General features: G+C 59.9%; 18 protein-coding genes. 6 read left to right on the plus strand and 12 right to left on the minus strand.

The features are described from left to right. Positions 1-135 precede the first annotated feature (135 nt). Both hrpA and aceK read right to left on the minus strand, forming a co-directional pair. Entirely contained in the window at positions 136-4,047 is a 3,912-nt protein-coding gene (gene hrpA, locus H7698_RS04560; RefSeq protein WP_194690706.1) for an ATP-dependent RNA helicase HrpA, read from the minus strand. Positions 4,048-4,429: 382 nt separating this feature from the next. After that, a complete protein-coding gene (gene aceK / locus H7698_RS04565) occupies positions 4,430-6,148 on the minus strand; it encodes a bifunctional isocitrate dehydrogenase kinase/phosphatase (protein ID WP_194690707.1) in 1,719 nt (572 codons plus the stop codon). 237 nt (positions 6,149-6,385) lie between these two features. On the opposite strand from aceK, the gene H7698_RS04570 reads away from it, so the two are divergent. Further along, complete coding sequence (locus H7698_RS04570; protein ID WP_194690708.1) at positions 6,386-7,291, plus strand: DMT family transporter; 906 nt, start codon at positions 6,386-6,388, stop codon at positions 7,289-7,291. 162 nt (positions 7,292-7,453) lie between these two features. Here H7698_RS04570 and H7698_RS04575 read toward each other — a convergent pair whose 3' ends face one another. From H7698_RS04575 to H7698_RS04600, 6 genes are all read right to left on the minus strand, one after another. Next, complete coding sequence (locus H7698_RS04575) at positions 7,454-9,034, minus strand: aldehyde dehydrogenase (NADP(+)) (protein ID WP_194690709.1); 1,581 nt, start codon at positions 9,032-9,034, stop codon at positions 7,454-7,456. 42 nt (positions 9,035-9,076) lie between these two features. Further along, complete coding sequence (gene araD1, locus H7698_RS04580) at positions 9,077-10,072, minus strand: AraD1 family protein (RefSeq protein WP_194690710.1); 996 nt, start codon at positions 10,070-10,072, stop codon at positions 9,077-9,079. 177 nt (positions 10,073-10,249) lie between these two features. After that, entirely contained in the window at positions 10,250-11,425 is a 1,176-nt protein-coding gene (locus tag H7698_RS04585; RefSeq protein WP_122476260.1) for an L-rhamnonate dehydratase, read from the minus strand. A 329-nt stretch (positions 11,426-11,754) separates the two neighbouring features. Then, positions 11,755-12,759 (minus strand): 4-hydroxythreonine-4-phosphate dehydrogenase PdxA, encoded by a 1,005-nt coding sequence (locus H7698_RS04590; protein WP_194690711.1) that lies wholly within the window; start codon positions 12,757-12,759, stop codon positions 11,755-11,757. Beyond that, complete coding sequence (locus H7698_RS04595; protein ID WP_194690712.1) at positions 12,756-13,712, minus strand: amidohydrolase family protein; 957 nt, start codon at positions 13,710-13,712, stop codon at positions 12,756-12,758. Before H7698_RS04595 ends, H7698_RS04590 begins: the two co-directional genes overlap by 4 nt. After that, positions 13,705-15,051, minus strand: coding sequence for an MFS transporter (locus H7698_RS04600; RefSeq protein ID WP_194690713.1), 1,347 nt, complete (start codon positions 15,049-15,051; stop codon positions 13,705-13,707). The genes H7698_RS04595 and H7698_RS04600 overlap by 8 nt, the downstream gene beginning before the upstream one ends. A gap of 377 nt (positions 15,052-15,428) precedes the next feature. On the opposite strand from H7698_RS04600, the gene H7698_RS04605 reads away from it, so the two are divergent. The 4 genes from H7698_RS04605 (at position 15,429) to H7698_RS04620 (ending at position 19,569) form a co-directional block, all read left to right on the plus strand. Beyond that, positions 15,429-16,445 carry a Bug family tripartite tricarboxylate transporter substrate binding protein gene (locus tag H7698_RS04605; protein ID WP_162436903.1) on the plus strand — a complete coding sequence of 339 codons (1,017 nt, stop codon included), beginning with the start codon at positions 15,429-15,431 and terminating at the stop codon, positions 16,443-16,445. A 53-nt stretch (positions 16,446-16,498) separates the two neighbouring features. Then, on the plus strand, positions 16,499-17,032 hold the full coding sequence (locus tag H7698_RS04610; RefSeq protein ID WP_162436904.1) for a tripartite tricarboxylate transporter TctB family protein: 534 nt from the start codon (positions 16,499-16,501) through the stop codon (positions 17,030-17,032). Next, entirely contained in the window at positions 17,029-18,558 is a 1,530-nt protein-coding gene (locus H7698_RS04615) for a tripartite tricarboxylate transporter permease (RefSeq protein ID WP_162436905.1), read from the plus strand. Before H7698_RS04610 ends, H7698_RS04615 begins: the two co-directional genes overlap by 4 nt. A 69-nt stretch (positions 18,559-18,627) precedes the next feature. Further along, positions 18,628-19,569 (plus strand): LysR family transcriptional regulator, encoded by a 942-nt coding sequence (locus H7698_RS04620; protein WP_194690714.1) that lies wholly within the window; start codon positions 18,628-18,630, stop codon positions 19,567-19,569. 48 nt (positions 19,570-19,617) lie between these two features. On the opposite strand, the gene H7698_RS04625 is transcribed toward H7698_RS04620, so the two are convergent. The 4 genes from H7698_RS04625 to cysK form a co-directional block, all read right to left on the minus strand. After that, positions 19,618-20,481, minus strand: a complete 864-nt coding sequence (locus H7698_RS04625; RefSeq protein WP_194690715.1) for a DMT family transporter — start codon at positions 20,479-20,481, stop codon at positions 19,618-19,620. A gap of 97 nt (positions 20,482-20,578) precedes the next feature. After that, the gene (locus H7698_RS04630) at positions 20,579-20,743 is read right to left on the minus strand and encodes a hypothetical protein (protein WP_194690716.1); all 165 of its coding nucleotides are present in this window, start codon (positions 20,741-20,743) and stop codon (positions 20,579-20,581) included. Between the two features lie 253 nt (positions 20,744-20,996). After that, positions 20,997-21,935 (minus strand): aspartyl/asparaginyl beta-hydroxylase domain-containing protein, encoded by a 939-nt coding sequence (locus H7698_RS04635; RefSeq protein WP_194690717.1) that lies wholly within the window; start codon positions 21,933-21,935, stop codon positions 20,997-20,999. Between the two features lie 377 nt (positions 21,936-22,312). After that, positions 22,313-23,287 carry a cysteine synthase A gene (cysK, locus tag H7698_RS04640; protein WP_162436909.1) on the minus strand — a complete coding sequence of 325 codons (975 nt, stop codon included), beginning with the start codon at positions 23,285-23,287 and terminating at the stop codon, positions 22,313-22,315. A 127-nt stretch (positions 23,288-23,414) separates the two neighbouring features. Between cysK and H7698_RS04645 the strand changes: the two genes are divergently transcribed. Further along, positions 23,415-24,491 (plus strand): DUF748 domain-containing protein, encoded by a 1,077-nt coding sequence (locus H7698_RS04645; RefSeq protein ID WP_194690718.1) that lies wholly within the window; start codon positions 23,415-23,417, stop codon positions 24,489-24,491. Positions 24,492-24,497 lie beyond the last annotated feature (6 nt).

Raw genomic sequence — 24,497 nt, forward strand, 5'->3', positions numbered from 1 at the left:
CCCCGTTCGGCTGCAAAGCAGGCGCAAAACCGTCACCCTCGGTGCACCTTAGGCATTTGATCGCAATGTTTTTGGGGCGGCTTCGCCACCCAACGGGGATAAATCCCCTCGCCACAAAGCCGGCGCCCACAGGGGTCAGGGTTCGACTTGGCTCCACTGCTTGTTCAGGCGCTTGTCCGAGATCGGCACCTTGGTCCCCAGTTGCTGGGCAAACAGGGAAACCCGGTACTCCTCCAGCCACCAGCGATACAGCTCAAGCTGTGGATCGCGCTTGCCCTCCTGGGCGTGTTTGCTGGCGCGGGCCTGGTATTGAGCCCACAGCCCCGACAACTCACCGCTCCAGACTCGATCCCGCTGCACTTGCGCGCCAATTTTCTCGAAACGTTGCTCGACCGCTTTCAGGTAACGCGGCAACTCCTTGAGCCATTGCATCGGCGTTTCGCGGACGAACCCCGGATACACCAGATGACTCAGTTGCTGCTTGATATCGTTGAGCGCCACAGCTTGCGCCAGATCAATCTTGCCCTTGAAGCGTTTCTGCAGGCCATGCCAGAGCTTGAGAATCTCCAGCGTCAACTTCGCCAGGCGTTCGGCATGCTCGGTCCAGCCGCCACGCTTACGCTCGGCCAACGCGGCCAATCCAGCGCCGTCACGGGGCAACGGGTCTTCACCCTCAAGAATGCAGCTGTCGAGGCTGGCCAACAGAATGTCTTCCACCAGGCTGTCGATGCGCCCCATGTCGCGGTACATCAGGCCCAGCTCGGTCAGTCCCGGCAACTTGCCACGCAGGAACTTCGCCGGTTCCGCCAACTGCTGCATCAGCAACCGCTGCAACGCGCGGCGATGCTGGAACTCGGCTTCGGCCGGCGTGGAGAACCGCCCTTCCTTGACCGTTCCGTTCTCTTCCACCAGCGCGGGATAGACCGTCATCGACAGCCCGGCGATCTTCTGCTGGGTTTTCTCCGCCACCGCGGCGAAGACTTTCGCCTCCACCGGCTGCTGGCTTTTCGCGGTTTGCGGCACCGCCAGTGCGGCCTGACTGGCTTCGGCGAAACGTGCCGTCAGCTCCGCCAGATCACGCCCTTCGCCGAGGAACTTGCCCTGGCCATCGACGATTTCCAGGTTCATGCGCAAATGACTGTCGACCTGTTGCGCCGCTTCGGCCCAGGCTTCATCACTGACCCGCGCACCGGTCATGCGCAGCAGTTCACGTCCCAGCGCCTGGGGCAATGAGCCTTCCGCAAAAGTCATGCGCTGCAACGCCGCTTTGACGAAATCCGGTACCGGAACGAAGTTTTTGCGCAGGGCCTTGGGCAGGTTGCGTACCAGCGCGATGCATTTGGCCTCGATCACACCCGGCACCAGCCACTCCAGCCGTTCAGGAGGCAGCATCGGCAACAAAGGCGCCGGCACCCGCAGGGTCACCCCGTCGCGGGGATGGTTGGGTTCGAAGTGGTAACTCAGTGCCAGTTCCAGATCGCCAATGTGCAAGGTGTCCGGGTAATGCTGCGCGGTGACTTCGCTGGCTTCGCGAGCCAGTACGTCTTCCTCGCGCATGATCAGCAGCTGCGGGTCTTTCTGGCTGTTGACGCGATACCAGCTGTCAAAAGTCGCGGTCTGGTAAATCTCCGCCGGCAGCCGCGCATCGTAGAACGCGAACAGGGTTTCTTCGTCGGCCAGAATGTCGCGACGACGGGCCTTGGCTTCCAGTTCGTCGAGCTGTTCAAGGAGTTTCTGGTTGGCGCTCAGGCATTTGGCCTTCGATTGAATCTCGCCCCGCACCAGGCCTTCGCGAATGAAAAACTCACGGGACACCACCGGGTCAATCGGGCCGTAATGCACCGGCCGGCGACCGACCACGATCAGCCCGAACAATGTGATCTGCTCGAACGCCACGACTTGTCCGCGCTTCTTCTCCCAATGGGGTTCGAAGTGGTTTTTCTTGATCAGGTGCCCGGCCAGCGGTTCGATCCAGTCGGCGTCGATCTTGGCGACCATGCGCGCATACAGCTTGGTCGTTTCCACCAGCTCGGCGGCCATCAACCATTGCGGACGCTTCTTGCCGAGGCCCGACGAGGGGTGAATCCAGAAGCGCCGCTGACGGGCTCCGAGGTAATCACCGTCTTCGGTTTTCTGGCCGATCTGACTGAGCAAACCCGAAAGCACGGCTTTGTGCAGCTTCGGATAATCCGCCGGCTCCTTGTTGAGGCTTAGCTGCATGTCGCGGCAGATCAGGCTCAACTGGCGATGGGAGTCGCGCCACTCGCGCAGACGCAGGTAGTTGAGGAAGTTCTTGCGACACCAGTTACGCAGCGGACTCGCCGTCAGCGCCTGGCGCTGTTCCTCGAAACCACGCCACAAATTGACCAGCCCGGCGAAGTCCGAATCGACGTCTTTCCATTGCGCGTGGGCCTGATCCGCGGCCTGTTGACGCTCCGGCGGACGCTCGCGCGGGTCCTGGATCGACATGGCGCTGGCAACGATCAGCACTTCCTGCAAGCTGCCGAGCTTGGCCGCTTCCAACAACATGCGGCCCATGCGCGGGTCCACCGGCAGCCGCGCCAATTGACGACCGAGCGGGGTCAGCTGGCTGTTGCGGTCCACCGCCGAGAGTTCTTGCAGCAGGTTGAAACCGTCGCTGATGGCCTTGCCATCCGGTGGTTCGATAAACGGGAAATCAGTGATCTCGCCAAGGCGCAGATGCAGCATCTGCAGGATCACGGCGGCGAGGTTGGTCCGCAGGATTTCCGGGTCGGTAAATTCCGGGCGGCCCAGGAAATCTTCTTCGCCATACAGGCGGATGCAAATGCCCGGTTCGACCCGTCCGCAACGGCCTTTACGCTGGTTGGCGCTGGCCTGGGAAATGGCTTCGATGGGCAGGCGCTGGACCTTGGCGCGGTAGCTGTAACGGCTGATGCGCGCCGTACCGCTGTCGATCACGTAACGAATGCCCGGCACGGTCAACGACGTTTCCGCGACGTTGGTCGCCAGGACCACGCGACGACCGGGGTGCGACTGGAAAATCCGCTGCTGTTCCGCCGGGGACAACCGCGCGTACAAGGGCAGGATTTCGGTGTGCTTGAGCTGCGCCTTGCGCAACATGTCAGCGGCGTCGCGAATCTCGCGCTCGCCGGGCAAAAACACCAGCACATCACCTGGGCTCTTTCGTTCGCTGCGTTCGAACGCAGCGATTTCGTCCAGCGTCGCGAGGATTGCCTGATCCACGGTCAGGTCGTCCTCGACGCGGTTGCCCTCCTCGTCCTGTTCCAGGGTCAGCGGGCGATACCAGGTCTCTACCGGGAAGGTGCGGCCAGAGACTTCGACAATTGGCGCATCATCGAAATGCCTGGAGAAACGCTCCAGATCGATGGTCGCCGACGTGATGATGACTTTCAGGTCCGGGCGACGGGGCAGCAGGGTTTTCAGGTAGCCGAGCAGGAAGTCGATGTTCAGGCTGCGTTCGTGGGCTTCGTCGACGATGATCGTGTCGTAGCGTTCGAGGTAGCGGTCGTTCTGGGTTTCCGCCAGCAGGATGCCGTCGGTCATCAGTTTGATCAGGGTGTTGGAATCGCTCTGATCCTCGAACCGCACCTGGTAGCCGACCAGCGCCCCCAACGGTGTACCGAGTTCTTCCGCGACGCGGCTCGCCACACTGCGTGCAGCGATTCGACGGGGCTGTGTGTGACCAATGAGGCCGTACTGGCCGCGACCGATTTCCAGGCAGATTTTCGGCAACTGCGTGGTTTTACCCGAACCGGTTTCGCCGGCAATGATCAGCACCTGATGCTTGAGCAGCGCCTCTTTGATTTCGTCGCGCTTGGCGGCAATCGGCAGGCTGTCGTCATAACGCACCACCGGCAGGCTGGCACGCCGCGCCAGCACCTGATCACAGGACGCCTGCATGCGCGCCACCCACTGAGCCAGCTTGGCTTCATCAGGTTTCTTGCGCAGCTCAAGCAACTGCCGCCGCAGCCGATGGCGGTCGGCGAGCATGGCGTGATCGAGATTTTTCAGCAGTTTGTCGATGGAGGGCGATTCGTCGGTCATCAGGTACGCAATTCAGTCGGCTAGTGGCGCAGTGGGCGGATTGTCGCAGATTTGCGCCACTTAACACGACTGTGATGCGCTTTTGTAGAGGGGGATTTATCTGTGGTGAAGGGATTTATCTGTGCTAAGAGGACTTATCTGTGGCGAGGGGATTTATCCCCGTTGGACCGCGAAGCGGTCCCAAATACAAACAGCGGGAATCTTAAGATAGACCGCATCGAATGGTTTTGCGTCTGCTTCGCAGCCGAACGGGGATAAATCCCCTCGCCACAGATAAATCCCTTCCCACAGATTAATCCTCTCAGCACAGATTAATCCTCTCCGCACAGATAAAGCCTTGCACCACAGATAACCCCCAACCCACAGGATTCACTCTGGCGCGCTACTCGCTGTCGAAGCCCTTACGTCGATACGGGAACACATCGATCACCTTGCCGGCGCGAATGGCTTCCTGAAGGCTTTTCCAGTAATCGGCGTTATACAGCTCGCCATGCAACTGATCGAACAGCCTGCGCTGGCCGGAATCGGCAAACAGGAACGGTGGAAACTCTTCGGGAAACACATCCAGCGGACCGATCGAGTACCACGGCTCGGACGCCATCTCATCCTCCGGCGTGCGCGGCTGCGGAATGTGGCGAAAGTTGGCTTCCGTCAGGAAGCAGATTTCGTCGTAGTCATAAAACACCACCCGGCCGTGACGCGTAACGCCGAAGTTCTTCAGCAGCATGTCGCCGGGAAAAATATTCGCCGCCGCCAGTTGCTTGATCGCCAGGCCGTAATCTTCCAGCGCCTCGCGTACCTGATCGTCGTTGGCGTTTTCCAGGTACAGGTTGAGCGGCGTCATCCGTCGTTCGGTCCAGCAGTGGCGAATCAGCACCGTGTCGTCTTCCACCGACACCGTGGACGCGGCCACTTCCAGCAATTCTTCCAGGCACGCCGGATCGAACTTGCTCAAGGGAAAACGGAAATCGGCGAATTCCTGGGTATCGGCCATGCGCCCGACCCGGTCGACACTTTTCACCAGGCGATACTTCTCGATCACCGTCGCACGGTCGACGTTTTTCGACGGCGAGAAACGGTCCTTGATGATTTTGAATACGGTATTGAAACCCGGCAGGGTGAACACGCTCATCACCATGCCGCGCACGCCGGGGGCCATGATGAATTGATCGTCGGTGCTCGCCAGGTGGTTGATCAGCGCTCGATAGAACTCGGACTTGCCGTGCTTGTAGAAACCGATCGAGGTGTACAGCTCGGCGATGTGCTTGCCCGGCAGGATGCGCTTGAGGAACCCGATAAACTCCGCTGGCACCGGTACATCCACCATGAAATACGACCGGGTGAACGAGAAGATGATCGACACATCGGCTTCATCGGTGATCAGCGCATCGATCTGGATGCCGCGACCTTCGCGGTGCAGCAATGGAATCACCAACGGCCATTGCTCGTCCTGGGTGTAGATGCGCCCCACCAGGTAGGCGCCTTTGTTGCGATAAAGCACCGAGGAAAACAATTCGACGCTCAGGTCCGGGTCCTTGCACACCCAGTCCGGCAGGTTCTCACGCAATTGCGCTTCGAGGCGGCGCAGGTCGCTGGCCAGATCGGCGTAATCCTCGCTGAAACGGTAGTCGGCAAAAATGCTCTCCAGCATGCCGGAGAGCTGCCCTTGAGGTTTGTAGGTGCGGGTTTGTGCTGCCCGGGCCCTACGCAGGCTCGGCCGGGTGGTGTGGATGAACATGCAGCCATCACTGATCAGGTCATGGCTGAACAGCCCGCAGAAGATCGAGTTGTACCAGGTCTCGGACAGTTCATCGTCGAAGCGCAGGTCGATCAGCTTGATGTAGGCACTCTTGACCAGCGGCCAGCAGCTGACGTCCAGCGTGTCGCTGTCGAAGGCGATACGCAGGCGCTCTACGGTTTCGCTGACTTTTTCTTCGTACAGATTGATCCGCGCGGCCGAGGCCGATTGCGTCTCCTGCCACTGGGCCTGCTCGAATCGAGCCCGGGCGCCGTCGGTGATCTGGCGGAAATGCTCGCGGTAATCGTCAAAGCCCTCGAGGATCATTCGGGCAATGTCGGCGGCTGGCCATTGCTGCGCCATGGTGAGACCTCTGCGGGAATTCGGAACCCTGAGCTTAGCCAGTTAACCGGGTGCAGGAGAAGCGCAATTTTGCGGTGATACAGTTTAAGGCCGCTTCGTCTTGCGACGCGACTCCGAGGTGGGTCCTGGCGATCAGTGATCGGCTCACACCCCCCGCTTAATTAATTGCCCGTTTTTCGGTTGCGACAGACCACTCACTCAGCAACACTCCCGTCCCCATCAAGGAAGGAATGCCCCGTGAACCCCGTCGATATTTTCCGTTTGCTGTCGCTGGCCGCCATCTGGGGCGCGAGCTTTCTGTTCATGCGCATCATCGCCCCGGTGATTGGCACGGTTCCGACCGCATTTTTCCGTGTATCGATCGCGGCCGTCGGCCTGCTGGTGATCCTGGGACTGATGCGTATCAGCTGGGATTTCAAAGGCAAACTCAAGACCGTGATGTTGCTCGGGGTGATCAATTCCGGGATTCCGGCGACGCTGTACTCCGTGGCGGCGCAAGTGCTGCCTGCCGGGTACTCGGCGATTTTCAATGCCACGACACCCTTGATGGGGGTGTTGATTGGCGGGCTGTTCTTCAGTGAAAAACTCACCGGCGCCAAGCTGGGTGGCGTATTCCTGGGCCTGTTTGGCGTCGGCATTCTGACCCGTGCCGGTCCGGTGGCGTTTGACCTGCAACTGCTGATGGGCGCCCTCGCCTGCCTGCTGGCTACCACCTGCTACGGCTTCGCCGGGTTCCTCGCCCGTCGCTGGCTGGATCAGGCCGGCGGCCTCGACAGCCGTCTTTCGGCGCTGGGCAGCATGCTGGGGGCGACGTTGTTCCTGCTGCCGCTGTTCGGCTACAGCGTGATCAGCGAGCCGCCGGCGAGCTGGGGTGGCTGGAATGTCTGGTTGTCGTTGCTGGGGCTAGGCTTGGGATGCACGGCGTTCGCGTACATTGTTTACTTCCGCCTGCTCACGTCCATCGGTCCGGTGAAATCGATGACCGTGACCTTCATGATTCCGCCGTTCGGGGTGTTGTGGGGGGCGATGTTGCTGGATGAGCCTTTGTCGATGGCACACATTTATGGCGGGGTGTTGATTGCGGTGGCGTTGTGGCTGGTGTTGAAGCCGGCGGTGAAGCCTATCGAGGTGGCTGCCAAGTAAATATGCAGTGCTGCTGATGACGCCATCGTCGGAACACCGCCCGGGGCAAGCCCGGCTCCCACAGGGTTTTGAGGTGGAGCACAGAATATGTGTGCGACACCAATCAATGTGGGAGCCGGGCTTGCCCCGGGCGGTGTTCCGACGATGGCGTCAGTGCAGGCACTACAAAGCCGACTGACTCACCTCACCATCCACCAACCGCCGAATCCCTAGCGGGTTGGCATTCTGCAGCGCCTTGGGGAGCAAGGCGTCCGGGTAATTCTGGAAGCACACCGGCCGCAAGAATCGGTCAATGGCCAGCGAGCCGACCGACGTCCCGCGCGAATCGGACGTTGCCGGGTACGGCCCGCCGTGCACCATGGCCTCGCACACCTCGACCCCGGTCGGATAGCCGTTAAGCAGGATCCGCCCCACTTTTTCCTGCAGCGATTCGGCCAGCCAACGGTACTCCAGCAACTCGTCAGACTCGCCGATCAGCGTCGCCGTCAGCTGCCCGCGCAAGCCCTGCAAGGCCGCGGCCATCTGCGCCTGATCCTCTACTTCAATAACGATGGTGGTGGGTCCGAACACTTCTTCCTGAAGCAACTCATCGCCCCTGAGCAGCAGGCCGACATCCGCCTGGAACACTTGCGGTTGCGCCTGATTTCCCTGTTGCGGTTTGCCTGCAAGATGCGTCACGCCCGGATGCTCGTGCAATTCGGCAAGGCCTTGGCTGTAGCTGCCCAACGCGCCGGCATTGAGCATGGTTTGTGCCGGCTGCTGGTTCATGCTCGCGCAAAACGATTCCAGAAACAGGCTGAACTGCGGCGAACGCAGGCCGATGACCAGGCCAGGATTGGTGCAGAACTGACCACAGCCCAAGGTCACCGAACCGGCGAGCTGCGCAGCAATCTGTTCGCCACGCACCTTGAGTGCTTCAGGTAGCAGGAACACCGGGTTGATGCTCGACATCTCGGCAAACACCGGGATCGGCTGTGGTCGGGTCGCCGCCATGTGGCTCAATGCATTACCGCCCTTGAGCGAGCCGGTGAAGCCCACCGCCTGGATCGCCGGATGCTTGACCAGCCACTCACCGACGCCACCGCCAAAGATCATGTTGAACACGCCCGCAGGCATCTCGGTACGTTCGGCCGCGCGGATGATCGCATCCGCCACCCATTCGGCGGTTGCCATGTGCCCGCTGTGCGCCTTGAACACCACCGGGCAGCCGGCGGCGAGCGCCGAAGCGGTATCGCCACCGGCCGTGGAAAAAGCCAGCGGGAAGTTACTGGCACCGAACACGGCCACCGGACCTAACGCGATGCGGTACTGGCGCAGATCCGGACGCGGCAATGGCTGGCGCTCGGGCAATGCCTGGTCGATGCGCGCGCCATAGAAATCGCCGCGTCGCAGGACCTTGGCGAACAGGCGCATCTGGCCACTGGTACGGCCGCGCTCACCCTGAATGCGCCCCGCCGGCAATGCCGTTTCACGGCAAACAGTCGCGACGAAGTCATCACCCAAGGCATCGATTTCATCGGCGACCGCCTCCAGGAACAACGCACGCTTTTCAGCGCTGACGTTGCGATAGATCGGATAAGCAGCGGCTGCAGCCTTGGCGGCGGCGTCCACTTCCGCTTCGCTGGCTTGATAGAAGGTACCGGGCAGCGGCTCGCCAGTGGTTGCATCGAGGCTTTGCAGCTGTACAGTCCCGTTGGCGCTGCGACGGCCAGCGATGTAGTTGTGTCCTGATAACGTGTTCATGGGAGGTTCCTTGACCGGGCCAAAACACCGGCAATTGAAGACTTAAAGCGCACGCACCTGGCCGATGTCTAACGGTTGGGAGCTCTCGCCAATGCCGTTTTCCAGGGGCGCACCGAACGCGTCGAGGCTGATCTGGAACCGGTCACCCGGCTGGGTTTTGACCCCGTCGGCGAACGACAGCGTGGCGGTGCCGAAGTAATGCACGTGGACATCCCCCGGACGCAGAAACTGGGCGTATTTGAAGTGATGGAATTCAAGGTTGGCGAGGCTGTGGCACATGTTGTCTTCGCCGCTGAGAAATTCCTTTTCCCAGATCACTTCACCGTTGCGTTTGATGCGGCTGGTGCCGGCCAGATGCCGGGGCAACTCACCGACGCGCAGTTCCGGGCCGTAGGCGCAAAAGCGCAGCTTCGAGTGCGCGAGGTACAGGTAATTGCGCCGCTCCATCACATGGTCGGAGAACTCGTTACCCAAGGCATAACCGACACGGTACGGCAGGCCATCGTCGCCGATGACATAGAGGCCGGTCAGTTCCGGCTCCTCGCCGGCGTCTTCGGCGAACGGCGGCACCGGGAAGTCCGCACCGGGTCGCACGACGATGCTGCCGTCGCCCTTGTAGAACCATTCCGGTTGCGCCCCGACCTGGCCGGCTTCAGGCTTCCCACCTTCCAGACCCCATTTGAAAATGCGCATGGTGTCGGTCATGCCGGCTTCAACCGCACCTTCTTGCTGGTGCATCTTGTCCCGCGCCGATGCACTGCCCAGATGGGTCAGGCCGGTGCCACTGATCAGGCAATGGGCCGGGTCTTCGTGATCCAGCGGCGGCAGGACGTTGCCCTGCTGCAGCAGTTGCGCGTAATCCGGGCCCGGCACGGTGCCACGGGTTGCGGCTTCTTCTTGCAGGCTGCGATTGGCGCGGATCGCCGCGAGTGCCAGTTCACGGGTGCTGCGCGTGTTCAGCAGCACCTGGACCTGTGCCCCATCGACGAGGCCGACCTGGCGTTCGCCGGCTGAGTTTTCAAATTGAATCAGGCGCATGTCGGCCCTCCAAAAAGTCATAATTGTGGCGAGGGGATTTAGCGAACGTCGCACCGCCCCGTTCGGCTGCGAAGCAGTCGTGAGTCGGCTCAACCCAGCCCTTTGAGCGGGCGCTGGGGCCGCTTCGCAGCCCAACGGGGATGAATCCCCTCACCACAGGAGTTCCCCACTACACGGTCATTCGATGATGTTGAAGTCGCTCAAATATTCATCGGAAATTTCCAGGCCCAGGCCCGGCGTGTTGTCGTCGAGCTGGATGTAACCGTTGACCGGCTGCGGCTCGCCTTTGAACACGTAGTAGAAAAGTTCGTTGCCGACTTCGACGTCGAATACCGGGAAGAACTCGGCCATCGGCGACGCGGTGGTGGACATGGTCAGGTGGTAGTTGTGCATCTGCCCGGCGTGAGGAATCACCGGCACCGACCAGGCTTCAGCCATGGCGTTGATCTTGCGCGCAGCGGTGATGCCGCCGACGCGGTTGGTGTCGTACTGGATCACGTCGATGGCGCGGCGTTCCAGCAGATCCTTGAAGCCGTAGGAGGTGAATTCATGCTCACCGCCCGAGATCGGCATGATCCCCATTTTTTTCAGTTCAATGTAGCCTTCGATGTCATCGGCGATCACCGGTTCTTCGAGCCAGCGCGGCTCAAATTCGGCCAGCTTTGGCAACATCCGGCGGGCATATTCCAGGGTCCAGCCCATGTAGCATTCGAGCATGATATCGACGTCAGGACCGGCCAGTTCACGCAGCGCGCGGACTTGCTCGATGTTCTTGCGCATGCCCGCCGGGCCGTCTTTCGGGCCGTACCCGAAACGCATTTTCAGCGCGGTGAAACCCTGGTTCAGATAGCCCTGGGCTTCTTCGAGGAACAGGTCAAGGTTGTCGTTGGCGTAGAGCTTGGAAGCGTAGGTCCAGATCTTTTCTTTGGTGCGTCCACCGAGCAGCTTGAACACCGGCTTGTTCACGGCTTTGCCCATGATGTCCCAGATGGCGATGTCGATCGCCGAGATGGCCGCCATGCCGATGCCTTTGCGGCCCCAGGCGTGGCTCTGGCGGTACATTTTCTGCCAGATGTATTCGTTGTCGAACGGGTCCTCGCCAATGGCGATCGGGGCCAGGTAAGTGTCGATGATTTCCTTGGCGACACGCGGGGCCAGGGCGCAGTTACCGATGCCGACAAGACCGGTATCGGTCTCGACTTCCACCACCAGCCAACCATGAAAACGGAACGAGCCCATGGCATCGCCACGCTCGAACAGGATGTCGCTGGCGTTGGTGCAGAAGTGCGCTTGAGGGGGAACGACTTTGCCTTTCCACTCGAAAACGCGGGTACGGATCGCTTTGATTTTCATGAATACAGTTTCCTTGCGCTGCCGGATTCTTGTCATTGTTGGGTCGTGTGCGCAAAGCCGCTTGGATCGCAGGCTCCAGGCATTCGATGGACCGACTGTAGCCAGCGCCAGGGGGTGGCGGATAATCACTTATGCGTATCCGACGATAACCTGGGGTGATCGCAACAACGGGTTATCAGTTAGATGAGGTTATCGGGCATACACAAACCACTGTGGGAGCGGGCTTGCCCGCGATAGCGGTCTGACAGACACCAACAAGGTGTCTGCACTGCCGTCATCGCGGGCAAGCCCGCTCCCACAGAGTGATGCGTTGTTCGGTTATCGCAAAATCAGTAGCTGTTGGTCCCCATCCGGCAGGCAATCTCGAACGCCTGGCGGATTGCACCGACGTTGGCCTTGCCCTGGCCGGCGATGTCGAACGCGGTGCCGTGGGCCGGGGTGGTAATCGGGATCGGCAGGCCGCCCTGCACGGTCACGCCGCGGGAGAATCCCATCAACTTGATCGCGATCTGGCCCTGGTCGTGGTACATGGTCACGACCGCGTCGAAGGCACTGGCATCGCCCTGCACCTTGAGGAAAATCGTATCGCCCGGATAAGGTCCTTCTGCCGCTATTCCAAGTGCCTGCGCCGAACGCACCGCCGGGCCGATGATGTCCAGTTCCTCGCGACCGAACGAACCGTTGTCTCCGTTGTGCGGGTTCAAGCCGCAGACGCCGATGCGTGGTTTTTCCAGGCCGTTGCGTTTGAGCGCGGTGTCAATCAGCTGGATCGCCTCCACTACGCGCGCTTGAGTCAACATGCCCGGGACTTCGGACAAGGCCACATGGGACGTGACCCGCGACGTCCAGAGGTTATCGAGCACATTGAATTCGCAGAACGGCCCGTGGAAATCCAGCAGCTCGGCGAACCAGTGCAACTCGTCGTTATGCGCCATGCCAGCCATGTGCAGCGAGGTCTTGTTCAGTGGCCCGAACAGCACGGCATCGGTGGTCCCGGCCTCGGTCAGGCGCAGCGCTTTTTCCAGGGTATCGAGGCTGTAGCGACCACCAATGACGCTGGCTTCACTGCGGGGAAACGCTCCCAAGGTGTCGCCGCGGAAATCGTAGAACAACGGCGTGTCATCGGTGAACGACAACTGCTCCAGCGACGCCACACGACGGTAGGGAAACTCCACGCCGGCAATGCGCATGCCGCGCTGCATTTCCGCCTCGTCAGCAATCAAAATCACATTCGCCTGGCTGCGTACGGCAGGCTCCGCGAGCAGGCGTGCGATCAGTTCCGGGCCGATGCCCGCCGGGTCACCCAGGACCATGGCGATGGTTGTCTTGTTCATGCTTCACTCCTCAAGGGTTCTGGCCATGTCCGCTCAATGGCGCAAGGCTCGCAGCGATAAACCCGCTGCGCGTTACTGTAGAAAAGTCGTTGCTGATCGGCGCTCGGCAGATCAGCCACGATGGATTTGAATCCGCTGTAAATGTCATCGAACGAACCGCACAGGCTGTCCACCGGAAAGTTGCTGGCGAACATCACTCGATCGGTACCGAACATGGCAATGACTTCGCGCACGATCCAGGCGTTGTCCTTGGCGCGCCAAGGCTGGCCGGCCTGGCCGAGGCCGGAAACCTTCACCTGCACGTTGGGCCACTGGGCCAGTCGCGACATCGCCAGACGCCACCCCGCCAAGCCTTCGGCGCTACGGTCATTGGGCAACCCGGCGTGGTTGAGAATCAGCGTGGTGCGAGGAAAATCCCGGGCCAGGCGTTCGGCCTCGTGCAGGTTCCACCAGGGTGACTGCAAATCAAAATGCAGTCCCAGACCTTCCAGCGCGGCATAACCGCGACGCCAGCGCTCATCACTCATCAAGCTGCGCACATGCCCCACCTGCTCTGGCGTCGTCGGTCCGCCAGGCTTGTGACGCACGCTGCGTACGCACTTGAATGCGGCCTGTTCGGTCAGGACCGCGATGGCGTCCGGATGATCGAGCCAGGCTTGCGCCACGATCGCATTGGGTACGCCATAACGAGCGGCCAGGCCCTCGATGAAACGGGTTTCGCCAATCGGGTCCTGCGGGTTCCACTCGGTCTCGATGTACACCGTTTGCACGACGTGATGAGGACCGGCATCAGCGAAGTAATCGTCGGGAAAATAACGACGCTTGATCGCACTGTAGTCGCCGTAGCGAAACGCAATATTGGCCTCCGGGGCGAGCCAGGGATGGTCGTTGATCGCAGGGTCCCAGAAATGATGATGGGCATCGATGATCGGGCCATTCCACAACTCACCCATGACGCACCTCATCAAGACTGATGAACAGCGTAGCCAGCACGAAGATCGCCGAGCACACCGCAAAGAAACCCAGGACCGGCGCAAAACCACCCGACATCTGCAGGATCACGCCCACCAGAATCGGCACCGCGATGCCGCCGGTGCTGCCCGCCATGTTCATCACGCCGCCAATCAAACCGACCCGTGCCGGCGCGGCCAACAACGCCGGAAAGCTCCAGTAGAGGCTGCCCCACATAAGAAAAAAGGCGGTCATGGCCAACAACGCCACGGCCGCAAAAGGATCACTCAGGGTCGGCAGCAACAGGAACGCACCCAGGGCCACCAGACCGGAAAACGCCAGCAGGCTCTTGACCGCAACCCCTCGGCTGACGCCCTTGCGGATCAGGCCGTCGCAGAGAAAACCGCCGGTCAACGACCCCAGAGCGCCGCACACAAAGATCACGAAAGTGGCGGCGCCGATGCCTTTGATATCGAACCCGCGGGCCTGTGCCAGGTAGCTTGGCCCCCAGGTCAGCAGCCCGAAATACACCATCGCCCAGCTGGCGCGACCGATCAGCAATCCGCTCAGGGAACGCGCGGCAATGCCCAGGCCTTTGACCGGAATGCGCGCGGCTTCAGCGGCTGGGGTGGCGCGGCCGGCGTTGATCTTCTCAAGCTCTTCGGCGTTCACCTGCGGGTGCGTGGCCGGGTCATCGCGCAGGTAACGTTGCGCCACCCAGGCCAGCACCAGTGTCGCGATGCCGGCAATCACAAAGGCCAGGCGCCAGGAGTCCAGCGAAGCGATCAGGTAGGCAATGATCAACCCGCCAACCGCCACACCCAATGGGCTGCCACTGTCCATCAGCACCGCGCCACGGCTGCGCTCGCTCGGGGCCAGCCACAAGGAGATGAGCTTGCCGCCGGAGGGAAACAACGGTGCTTCTGCGGCGCCCAGGGCAACCCGGGCGAACAACAATGACAGCCCTCCCGTAGCGAATGCCGCGATCACCTGAAAGGTGCCCCATAACCCGGTGGACCAGCTGATGACCCGGTGCGGACCGAAGCGATCGATCAGCCAGCCGCCAGGAATCTGCAGCAAGGCATACGCCCAGAAGAAACTGCTGAGAATCAGCCCTTGCATACTCGGTGACAGGGAAAATTCATGGGCGATGGTCGGCATCGCGATGGACAACGACACCCGGTCGATCAGGTTGACCATGGTCAAGGCGAAAACAATCGCGAAGATTTTCCAGCGCACATTGCTGGCGGTGCGAGTGGTCGCCTGCGGTGTTGCCGCAGTCACTGCCGCTGACTGAACATCTGCACCAGGCAGATGCAGGGAAGCACTGGGACGAGCCATGGTGCGTACCTCTGTTTATTATTTTTGTGGATGCAACGACACCGTTTATACGGCGTCTGGTGAGCACTATCGAAGGCTCGGTGATAACCGTCTAATCAATACTTGAAATCAGGCGATAGCCTTGGGTTATTGCATACCCTGCTTTCACCGGGCTTTCACTGCCTCGCGTCTGAAGAGCTTTTCATCGCGAAACGCTCTGGCACAAAGCGCTAGGGGAAAACTGTCATTTTTGATGTTGGTACCTATAACCCCAGGCTATCGGTGTATGTATTGTTTTGACTAGACGCGAGGCAAACACCTTCCCACACTCGGACCAGGCTTGCGGCTTTCGAGCGCAGACAAGTCACTCATAACAACTACAAAAACGAGGCCCTTCCATGCGAAATGCATTCGTCCGTCGTACGTCCCGTCTGTTTCTTGGCTGCACACTGGTCGCCGCCGGCGCCCTTCCTGCACTCGCTCATGCGGCCTGGCAACCGGACAAGAACGTCGAAATCGTCGTCGCCGGCGGTCCTGGTGGCGGCACCGACCAGCTCGGCCGTCTGATCCAGTCGATCATCACCACTCACAAACTGCTCGACGTTAATACCATCGTCCTCAACAAGGGTGGCGGCAATGGCGCCGAAGCCTTTCTCGACCTGAAAATGAACAAAGGCGATCCCGACAAACTGGTGATCGGTACCAACAACATCTACCTGCTGCCCCTGGTGTCCAAGCTCGGTTATCAATGGCAGGAACTGACACCCGTGGCCGCAGTGGCTGAGGACGACTTCATCCTCTGGAGTTACAAAGGCGCGCCCTGGAAGAACGCCAAAGGATTCTATGAAGCCGTCAAGGCTGACCCGTCGAACCTGCGCATGGGCGGCAGTCAGTCCAAGGATGTCGACCAGACCCTCACCCTCCTGCTGAACCAGACCACCAACAGCAAACTGGTGTACATCCCGTTCAAAAGCGGCAGTGAAGCAGCCACTCAACTGGCCGGCAAACACATCGCCGCCAACGTCAACAATCCCAGCGAAAGCATCAGTCAATGGCGTGGTGATCAGGTCGAGCCGCTCTGCGTGTTCAGTAAAGAGCGCATGGCCTACACCGAGAAAGTCGCTGGCGACAAGTCGTGGGCCGATGTCCCGACGTGCCATGAAGAAGGCCTGGGGGTCGATCAGTACCGCTTCCCGCGCACCGTGTTCATGCCTGGCGAAGTCACCGCCGAACAGCGCGCGTTCTATGTCGAGTTGATGCGCAAAGTCACCGAGACGCCTGAGTTCAAGGCCTACGTCAAACAGAACGCTCTGGTGCCGACCTTCCTCGAGGGCGAGCCGCTGACCGCCTACATTGAAAAAGACACCGCTCGCGTGACCCCGGTGTTCAAGGAAGCCGGCTGGCTGAAAAACTGAGTTGCCCACGGCCGTCCGCCTGCGCACGGCCGTCACCTTCTGGAGGTGCTTTCATGTCTCATTCTTCGGATTCACCCGCGCTGGTCGGCACCCGCTGGGTCGAACTCGGCCTGACATTGTTCACCACGCTGATCGGCGCGGTGGTGATGTTTGGCAGTATCGAACAAGGTATCGGCTGGGGCGATTCCGGCCCCGAGCCGGGTTATTTTCCCTTCTACATCGGCCTGATGTTGAGCGCGGCCAGTGTGGGCAACGGCGTATTGACCCTGGTGCGCTGGCAAGCCCTGAGCATTTCATTCGTCAGCCGTAGCGCGTTCAAGCAAGTGATATCGGTGTTTATCCCGATTGCGCTGTTCGTGGCGGCCATGCCGTTGACGGGCATTTATGTCGCCTCAGCCTGTTTCATCGCCTGGTTCATGTGGCGTGACAAGGTCCGTACCCAGCCCTACAGCAAGTTGATGATCGCCACCGTGTCCCTCGGTGCCGTGCTTGCCAGCTATCTGATTTTCGCACTGTGGTTCAAGGTCCCGCTGGATGCCGGCCCGATGGGCGACTGGATTGCCCAGGTCGGGAGATCTTTCAAATGAGCGAGTTCGATTCCCTGCTGCAAGGCATGAACCTGATCCTGACCCCGGGCCATATCGGCCTGATGGTGATCGGCGTGCTGCTGGGCATTCTGGTCGGTGTGTTGCCCGGTCTCGGTGCCCCTAATGGCGTGGCGCTGCTGTTGCCGCTGACGTTCACCATGTCGCCGGTCTCGGCGATCATCCTGTTGTCGTGCATGTATTGGGGCGCGCTGTTTGGCGGCTCGATTACCTCGATCCTGTTCAACATTCCCGGTGAGCCCTCATCGGTGGCGACCACCTTCGACGGCTACCCGATGGCCCGTGAAGGTCGCGCCGCCGAAGCCCTCACCGCAGCGTTCAGCTCGGCACTGATTGGCGCGCTGGCTGGCGTGTTGCTGCTGACCTTTTTGTCGACGCGCATTGCCGAATTCGCCATGTCCTTCAGTTCGCCGGAGTTCTTCGCGGTGTACCTGTTGGCGTTCTGCACATTCATTGGCATGAGCAAAAATCCGCCGCTGAAAACCGTGGTCGCCATGATGATCGGTTTCGCCATGGCCGCAGTTGGCATGGACACGGTGTCAGGCAACCTGCGCCTGACTTTCGATCAACCGGCCCTCATGACCGGCATCAGTTTCGAAGTGGCGGTAATCGGCCTGTTCGGTATCGGTGAAATTCTCTGCACCGTCGAGGAAGGCCTGGTGTTTCGCGGCGAGCACGCACGCATTACACCGATGGTGATCTTGCGCACCTGGGCCAAGTTGCCGCGTTACTGGTGGACCATTTTGCGCAGCACGCTGGTGGGTTGCTGGATGGGCATTACGCCTGGCGGTCCGACGGCGGCATCGTTCATGAGCTACAGCCTGGCGCGACGTTTCTCGAAGAACCGCGACAACTTCGGCAAGGGTGAACTTGAAGGGGTGATTGCTCCGGAGACCGCTGACCATGCGGCGGGCACCAGTGCCCTGCTGCCGATGCTGACCCTGGGCATTCCCGGTTCTGCCACGGCGGCAGTGATGCTTGGCGGGTTGATGATCTGGGGCCTGCACCCTGGGCCGACGCTGTTCGTCGAGCAGCATGATTTCGTCTGGGGACTGATTGCCAGCATGTACCTGGGTAACGTCGTGAGCCTGATCGTGGTGTTGGCCACGGTGCCATTGTTCGCTTCGATCCTGCGTATCCCGTTTTCCATCATTGCGCCGATCATCATCATGGTCTGCACCATTGGCGCGTACTCGGTGCACAACTCGTTCTTCGACGTGGTGCTGATGCTGGGCTTTGGTGCGCTGGGGTACCTGTTCAAGAAGCTCGGTTACCCGATTGCGCCACTGGTACTGGCCGCTGTTCTGGGGGACAAGGCTGAAGATGCGTTCCGTCAGTCGATGCTGTTCTCAGACGGACAACTTGGGATTTTCTGGTCCAACCCGTTGGTGGGTTGCCTGACGACGGCGGCGCTGCTGATGCTGTTCTGGCCACTGATTTCCAAGGCGTTGCAAACCCTGATGGGCTTGCGCAAACCCGCTGTCGCCAAACCAAAATCGGTGCTGTGACACAGCAATGCTGGCAACGCCTGACATTTGTTGTCAGGCTTGCCGCAGTCTTTTTTGCGAGTCGAGCCCATGACCCGAATTCCAGAAGCCAATGTGATCCACAGTCGACTGCGTCTGCGCCAATTGCGGCTGATGCTCGCGTTGGAGGAATTCGGTTCGTTGCGCCGGGCCGCTGACCACATCGGCATGACCCAACCCGCCGCAACCAAGATGCTCCATGAAGCCGAGGACCTGCTGGGCGTCGAGCTCTTCGAACGTCTGCCTCGGGGCATGCGCGCTACCCCGTTCGGGGAAACCGTCACCTATTACGCCCGTATGGTGTTCGCCGAACTCAGCGGCATGCGCGAAGAACTGGTGGCGCTGCAGTCCGGCAACCTGGGTCGGGTTGCCGTCGGCGCGATCCCCGCGCTGGCCTCGGGGCTGTTAACCCGAACCATCGCGACCTTGAAACAAAGCCATCCCCGGTTGTCCATGAGCATCCAGGTCGACACCAGCGACGTGCTGGTGCAGGCGTTACTGCAGGATCAACTGGACATCGTACTGGGGCGGATTCCGGCGGGTGCCCGGGCCGAAGAATTGCTGTTCGACAGCCTCGGCGAAGAGGCGTTGTGCGTCATCGCTGGCGCGCATAATCCGTTGGCAAAAGCGACACAACTGAGCTGGGCCGAATTGCAGAACATGACCTGGGTGCTGCAGCAGCAGCCAAGCCCGATGCGCGCGATCATCAATCAGGTGTTCCACAATGCGCGGGTCGATATCCCCAGCAGCATTGTCGAAACCACATCGATCATGACCTTGCTGTCGTTGATTCAGCAGACCGACATGCTCGGTGTCACGCCGGTGTCGGTGGTCGAGGATTATGCCGGTCGAGACTTGCTGGCGGTGTTGCCGATCAAGTTCGAAGCACGGCTGCCGCCTTTTGGGCTGATCACCCGGCGGCATCGCATTCAATCATCGGCCATGCAGGCGTTCATGAATTCGGTGCGGGCGGAGCACGCGTTGACCAAATAAAAAAGGCCCGGAGCAGTACTCCGGGCCTTCTGGTTTCTTCGCGCTCTCTTATGCCGGTTTGCGGAACACAAACACCAGCCCGACGATGATGAGCAACATGCCGAGCATGCTCAGCGTCGCCAACCGATTACCGAAAAACAGGTAATCCATCACCGCCGTCACCGCGGGCACCAGGTAAAACAGACTGGTGACATTCACCAGATTGCCCCGAGCGATCAACCGGTACAGCAGCAGCGTCGCCAGCACCGAAACTACCAAGCCCATCCATAACACCGGCACGATGAAACCGCTGCTGTGCTCGAAGTGAAATGGCTGGAACGGCACGAAAATCCCGCACAGCAACAGGCCGGCGAGGTATTGCACAGGCAGCGTGCCGAGGGGATTTTCAGTGATGCGCTTTTGCATGATCGAACCGAACGTCATGCTCGCCAGCGCCAACAGACCGAAGACCATCCCGGCCAGCGACATCCCGGCCAGACCGATGCCTTGGTAAACCACCATGATCAATCCGGCCAGCCCCAGCGCCAGCCCGAACATCCGGCTGATCGATCGCTGCCGCTCCATGATCACCACGGTCAGGATCGGCTGCACGCCCATGATCGTCGCCATGACGCCAGGCGTGACTTTGAGGTCCAGGGCCAGCAGATAAAAAATCTGATAGGCCCCCAACAGCACCACGCCCGCGGCCATCGCATACAACATCGGCTTGCCGCCCTTGGGCAGTTTCAGCTTGAGCAACGGCGTCAGCAGCGCCAATCCACAGAAGGCAATGGCGAAGCGAATGAGCAGAAAGGCAAAGGGTGACGCGTGGGCCAGCCCCCATTTGGAGAAGATCGCTCCGCTGCTCCACAGCAGAACGAACAGGCTCGTGGACGCCGCCGCGAGCGCGGTTTTTTTCGAAAGGACAAACATGAATACCACCTGTAGTCAGGCAAAAAGCCAATCCAGCCGGAGCTGAAGTTCAGTAGGTTTTTTCAGGCGGGCGCGGGGAACAGCAAGACGAAGCTGATCAGCCCGAAACGCCGACGCCCGGCGGTGATACGACTGCGTACACCGGCGTGCTACGAACAGGTGGGGGGTAATGACTGATCTGCACAGGCTGCTGATTCCCGCACGGCACGACGCCAGCGTTGACCGCTGAATCGACTACCGCGTTGAGGAAGGAAGCTGGCATGGGCTGATCTTTTTTGATGAGTGGACGGCGGGTTGGAGAACACCGAGCGGCGACTATAACCAGTGGGTGATATGGATTGCAATGGACGAGTATCGAACGTAATACAACCTGTAGCAGCTGGCGCAGCCTGCGTCCGACTGCGAAGCAGTCGTGCATCAGGCGACACGGTGCTTCAGAAAAACCTCACTTTAAACTCTTGCGACTGTTTCGCAGCCGGACGCAGGCTGCGCCAGCTGCTACAAAAAGCGTGTTTTTATCCAAACAGCCAATACCCCAACGCCACCAGCACCACCACCGCCAATACTGGCCGCAGCACTCGGTAAGCCTTGGGATGACGACGCTTCCACTGTTTGATCACGCCACTGAACCGGTCGCTGGAGTTCTTGCTCCAGGCGTACACCTGATTAATCCCGCCAACACGTTCATCATCCAGGTTCTGCGGCGCCGTGGCGCGGCCGAGCCAGCCACTGATGTAGCGGTTGATACGGGTCATGAACCGATTGCTGAGCGGTCGCTCGATGTCACAGAACAGGATCACTCGAGTCTTTTCGGTTTCATTCTTGACCCAGTGAACATAGGTCTCATCGAACATCACGTCTTCGCCATCGCGCCAGGCGTATTCCTGACCATCGACGAAGATCCGGCAGCTGTTGGAATTAGGCGTCGACAGTCCCAGGTGATACCGCAGGGAGCCCGCGAACGGATCACGGTGCGGGTTCAGGTGACTGCCCCCAGGGAGCAACGCGAACATCGCGCCCTTGACGTTGGGGATGCTGCTGACCAGTGCCACGGTTTTCGGGCACAGGGCTTCGGCAGAAGGCAGCGGTTTGTCGTACCACTTGAGGTAGAAACGCTTCCAGCCCTTCTTGAAGAAAGAGCCGAAACCGGCGTCGTTATTCTTTTCCGCGGCGCGAATATAACCCTCGTCAAACAGGTGCATCGCTTCGTCACGGATGTCTTCCCAATTGTCCTTGAGTACGTCCAGCTCCGGGAATTTACTGCGGTCCAGGTAAGGCCTGGACGGCACGGCGGAGAACACATACATCAAGGCGTTGTAGGGCGCGAAAAGCGCTGAGTGGTTGACGAACTGTCGCAGGACAGGCAATCGCGCCTTGCCGCGCAAATGCACATAGAGGGTGCTGCCCAAAAACAACAATAACAGCGACGCCTTCGCGGCAAAGGAAAAGGTCATCAACAACTCCTTGAGAATAGGCAACTCTGCGCTACGCCATTTACCCGACGTGGCAGCCGGCCATGATAATCACTACCGGCCTCGGGAAAAACCCACTTTATTCAACATTCAGTATTGAAGATTGCGTAACAAAGCACTTCATAACACGGGATTACTGAACGGGGGCTGACCTGAGTCAGCACCTTGCTACCCTCAATGCCGGCAGACGATCTGTAGCAGCTGGCGCAGCCTGCGTTCGACTGCGAAGCCGTCGTAAAATCCGAGCGCGCGGACTTACTGAAACACCGCGTTGCCTGATTTTACGAGTGCTTCGCAGTCGAACGCAGGCTGCGCCAGCTGCTACAGAGAACGCGTTACACCAGCGAAGGCATTTGCTCCTATGCCTGATTTTCCTGATCGGTAAACAGATCACTGAACAACATGCTCGACAGGTAGCGCTCGCCAGAGTCCGGCAAAATCACCACGATCGTCTTGCCCTGCATTTCCGGCGTCTCAGCCAGTCTCACTGCCACCGCCATGGCAGCACCGCAGGAGATACCGCACAAGATCCCTTCTTCCTGCATCAGGCGCAGCGCCATGGCTTTGGACTCGTCATCCGTCACCAGCTCCACCCTGTCGACAATCGACAAATCCAGGTTTTTTGGCACAAAACCAGCACCGATACCCTGAATCTTGTGCGGGCTCGGCTTGATTTCCTCACCAGCCAGCGCTTGCGTGATCACCGGGGACACGACCGGCTCCACGGCTACCGAGATAATGGGTTTACCCTGGGTATTCTTGATATACCGCGAAACGCCGGTAATAGTTCCACCGGTTCCAACGCCAGCCACCAGCACATCGACGGCACCGTCAGTGTCGTTCCAGATCTCTGGCCCGGTGGTTTTTTCATGGATGGCCGGGTTGGCCGGGTTCTCGAACTGCGCCGGCATGAAGTAAGTGGAGGGATTGCTCGCCACGATTTCGGCGGCCTTTTCAATGGCGCCTTTCATGCCCTTGGCCGGTTCGGTCAACACCAGCTCGGCACCCAAAGCCTTGAGCACCTTGCGGCGCTCGATACTCATGGACGCCGGCATGGTCAGCATCAGCTTGTAACCCCGTGCGGCCGCCACGAAGGCCAGGCCGATGCCGGTATTGCCGGAGGTGGGTTCGACGATGGTCATGCCGGGCTTGAGTTTCCCGGAGCTTTCCGCGTCCCAGATCATGTTGGCACCGATCCGGCATTTAACCGAATAACCCGGGTTGCGCCCTTCGATCTTGGCCAGGATGGTCACGCCGCGCGGAGCGATCCGGTTGATCTGCACCAGCGGTGTATTGCCAATGGAATGGGCGTTGTCAGCGTAGATACGGCTCATGGCTGGGTCCTTGTACAGCATTGAAATAGCGCTCAAAGGTAAGCCTGTTGCTCGTGGTCGTCCAGTCAGGTCGAACGTCCTGTAACAAGAACAGTCAATGGCTTTACATCGCCGGAGATTTGTCATCATGAAACGTCGTTACAGTTGGCCCTTGTGGTCCTTTGCAGGCCTCGTCGTACTGCTGATAGCGCTGCATATCGCCCTGCCCTATCTGGTGCGCGACTACCTGAACGACAAGCTGGCGGACATGGGCGACTACCGCGGCCAGATCACCGACGTTGACCTGGCGTGGTGGCGCGGCGCCTACAAAATCAACGGGCTTAAGATCGTCAAGGTTGACGGCAAAGTCCCGGTACCGTTCGTCAATGCGCCGCTGATCGACTTATCCGTCAGCTGGCACTCGCTCTGGTACGACCATGCGGTGGTGGCCCAGGCGCAGTTCTTCAATCCCGAAGTGAACTTCGTCGACGGCGGTGCCAACAAACAGAACTCCCAGACCGGTCAGGGCACTGACTGGCGCGCTCAGTTGAGCAAACTGTTGCCCATTACCCTGGACGAAGTCCGGATCCACGACGGCAAGATCAGTTTTCGCAACTTCAACTCCAAGCCGCCGGTGAACATGAACGCGACCCAGGTGAATGCCAGCATCTACAACCTGACCAACGTGGTTGATAAAGAAGGCAAACGTGATGCCCGCTTTGAAGGCAAAGCACTGTTGCTCGGGCATGCACCGCTGGAAACCACCGCCACGTTCGACCCGTTAAGCAATTTCGAGGATTTCGAATTTCGCCTGCGGGCCAGGGACATCGAACTCAAGCGCATGAATGATTTCGCATCGGCTTATGGCAAGTTCGACTTCAATGCCGGCCATGGCGATGTGGTGATTGAAGCCGAGGCCAATAAGGGGCAACTCAAGGGCTATATCAAGCCGTTGTTAAAGGACGTCGACGTTTTCAACTGGCAGCAGGATGTGGAGAACAAGGACAAAGGGATCTTCCGCTCAATCTGGGAAGCCATCGTCGGCGGCTCCGAAACGGTGCTGAAGAACCAGGTCAAGAACCAGTTCGCCACACGCGTGGAGCTCAGCGGCAACGTGCATCGCCAGGACATCAGCGCGTTTCAGGCGTTTTTGCAGATTTTGCGCAACGGATTCGTTCAGGCGTTCAATGCCCGGTACGAGCGGCCGAAGCCTGAGGCGGGTTGAGGTTTA

Origin of the sequence: Pseudomonas sp. p50(2008) (genome assembly GCF_015351605.1) — a bacterium.
GTDB lineage: Bacteria > Pseudomonadota > Gammaproteobacteria > Pseudomonadales > Pseudomonadaceae > Aquipseudomonas.

Coding starts and splice junctions, on each gene's coding strand:
- hrpA (WP_194690706.1), bottom strand. CDS start 4,047: ATGACCGACGAATCGCCCTCCATCGACAAACTGCTGAAAAATCTCGAT.
- aceK (WP_194690707.1), bottom strand. CDS start 6,148: ATGGCGCAGCAATGGCCAGCCGCCGACATTGCCCGAATGATCCTCGAG.
- H7698_RS04575 (WP_194690709.1), bottom strand. CDS start 9,034: ATGAACACGTTATCAGGACACAACTACATCGCTGGCCGTCGCAGCGCC.
- araD1 (WP_194690710.1), bottom strand. CDS start 10,072: ATGCGCCTGATTCAATTTGAAAACTCAGCCGGCGAACGCCAGGTCGGC.
- H7698_RS04585 (WP_122476260.1), bottom strand. CDS start 11,425: ATGAAAATCAAAGCGATCCGTACCCGCGTTTTCGAGTGGAAAGGCAAA.
- H7698_RS04590 (WP_194690711.1), bottom strand. CDS start 12,759: ATGAACAAGACAACCATCGCCATGGTCCTGGGTGACCCGGCGGGCATC.
- H7698_RS04595 (WP_194690712.1), bottom strand. CDS start 13,712: ATGGGTGAGTTGTGGAATGGCCCGATCATCGATGCCCATCATCATTTC.
- H7698_RS04600 (WP_194690713.1), bottom strand. CDS start 15,051: ATGGCTCGTCCCAGTGCTTCCCTGCATCTGCCTGGTGCAGATGTTCAG.
- H7698_RS04605 (WP_162436903.1), top strand. CDS start 15,429: ATGCGAAATGCATTCGTCCGTCGTACGTCCCGTCTGTTTCTTGGCTGC.
- H7698_RS04610 (WP_162436904.1), top strand. CDS start 16,499: ATGTCTCATTCTTCGGATTCACCCGCGCTGGTCGGCACCCGCTGGGTC.
- H7698_RS04615 (WP_162436905.1), top strand. CDS start 17,029: ATGAGCGAGTTCGATTCCCTGCTGCAAGGCATGAACCTGATCCTGACC.
- H7698_RS04620 (WP_194690714.1), top strand. CDS start 18,628: ATGACCCGAATTCCAGAAGCCAATGTGATCCACAGTCGACTGCGTCTG.
- H7698_RS04625 (WP_194690715.1), bottom strand. CDS start 20,481: ATGTTTGTCCTTTCGAAAAAAACCGCGCTCGCGGCGGCGTCCACGAGC.
- H7698_RS04630 (WP_194690716.1), bottom strand. CDS start 20,743: ATGCCAGCTTCCTTCCTCAACGCGGTAGTCGATTCAGCGGTCAACGCT.
- H7698_RS04635 (WP_194690717.1), bottom strand. CDS start 21,935: ATGACCTTTTCCTTTGCCGCGAAGGCGTCGCTGTTATTGTTGTTTTTG.
- cysK (WP_162436909.1), bottom strand. CDS start 23,287: ATGAGCCGTATCTACGCTGACAACGCCCATTCCATTGGCAATACACCG.
- H7698_RS04645 (WP_194690718.1), top strand. CDS start 23,415: ATGAAACGTCGTTACAGTTGGCCCTTGTGGTCCTTTGCAGGCCTCGTC.